The sequence below is a fragment of the Streptomyces sp. NPDC043870 genome (assembly GCF_056435785.1).
Map to the genome: position 1 here is coordinate 1 of NZ_JBWKDT010000152.1, position 1,205 is coordinate 1,205.

Annotated in this window: 1 protein-coding gene; it reads right to left on the reverse strand. The window is 68.4% G+C overall.

The features are described 5' to 3' along the window. Positions 1 to 163 precede the first annotated feature (163 nt). Positions 164 to 1,205 (reverse strand): IS701 family transposase (locus tag AC0699_RS39800; protein WP_478671627.1); only part of this gene is annotated, 1,042 nt, incomplete at its 5' end.

The following is a 1,205-nucleotide window of genomic DNA, read 5'->3' on the forward strand; positions in this document are numbered from 1 at the left end:
TAGTACTGCAACGGTCTTTTGTGTGACGGTGGGACAGTTTCCGGTGGTCTGTGGCCGCGTTGTTTGTAGTGGCTGATGCGGGCTTGGTGTTGTCGTCTGCGGCGCCAATGTGACCAGTGCAGGACGTGGTCGATGCTCGGTCGGGGGCGGGTGAGCCGGCCGATCAGACGCCTGAGTTCGGGAAGGCTGAGGGGTATGAGCTGGGAGGATCCGTTTCTGCTTTCCCGGCGTCGTGTTCGCGGGCTCGCAGTGCGGTGAGGCAGGCGTGGGCTGCGATGGCCAGGGTGATGTGGCGGTGCCATCCGTCGTAGCGCCGGACCTGGTAGTCGTCCAGGCCGCACTCCTGTTTCGCGGTCTGGAAGCATTCCTCGATCGCCCACCGGCTGCCGGCGATGCGGATCAGCTCGTCGAGGGTGGTGCCGGCCGGGCAGTAGGCGATGTAGTAGGAGATCTCCTCGGGCCGGCGGACGCTGCGGCGGGCGATGACCCAGTGCTGCCGGTCGGGCCGGTGCCAGGGACGCACCTCGACACGAGCCCAGTCGTAGACCCGTGGGCCGTGGGCGCCATCGCCGCAGGAACGGCGTTTCCACTTCTGCCGTGGCAGGCCGGGGAAGAGATCGTGGACGGGGTGGTCGATGGCCCAGCGGGTGACGACGGTGTCGTGGCGGGTGGTGGCCATGACGTGGAAGACGTCGGCCTGCTCGAGCTCGTGGCGCCAGCCCTTGGAGAATCCGTAGGCGGCGTCTGCGGTGACCCACCGGAACGGGATCCCGTCGGCGATCGCCTGGCGGACCATGGCCTTGCCCATTTCCACCTTGGTGGCGAAGCCGGTGCCGTCGGCGATGCCGGCCCGGCGGCACCGGTCGCGGTCGTCCGTCCATGAGGCGGGCAGGTACAAACGGCGGTCGATCAGCGTCCGCCCGCGGGCGGACGCATAGGCGAGGAAGACGCCGATTTGGCAGTTCTCCGTCCGGCCCGCGGTCCCGGAGTACTGCCGCTGGACCCCGGCCGACCGGGTGCCCTTCTTCAGGAAGCCGGTGTCGTCAACGATCAGGACCGCCTCTCGGTCGCCGAGGTGCTCGACCACGTAGTCCCGCACATCGTCCAGGACCTCGTCGGCGTCCCAGTCGATCCGGTTCAGCAGCCGGTGGATCCGGTCCGGACCGGCATGTCCGGCCTCCTCCGCCAACGTCCAGCCGTTCTTC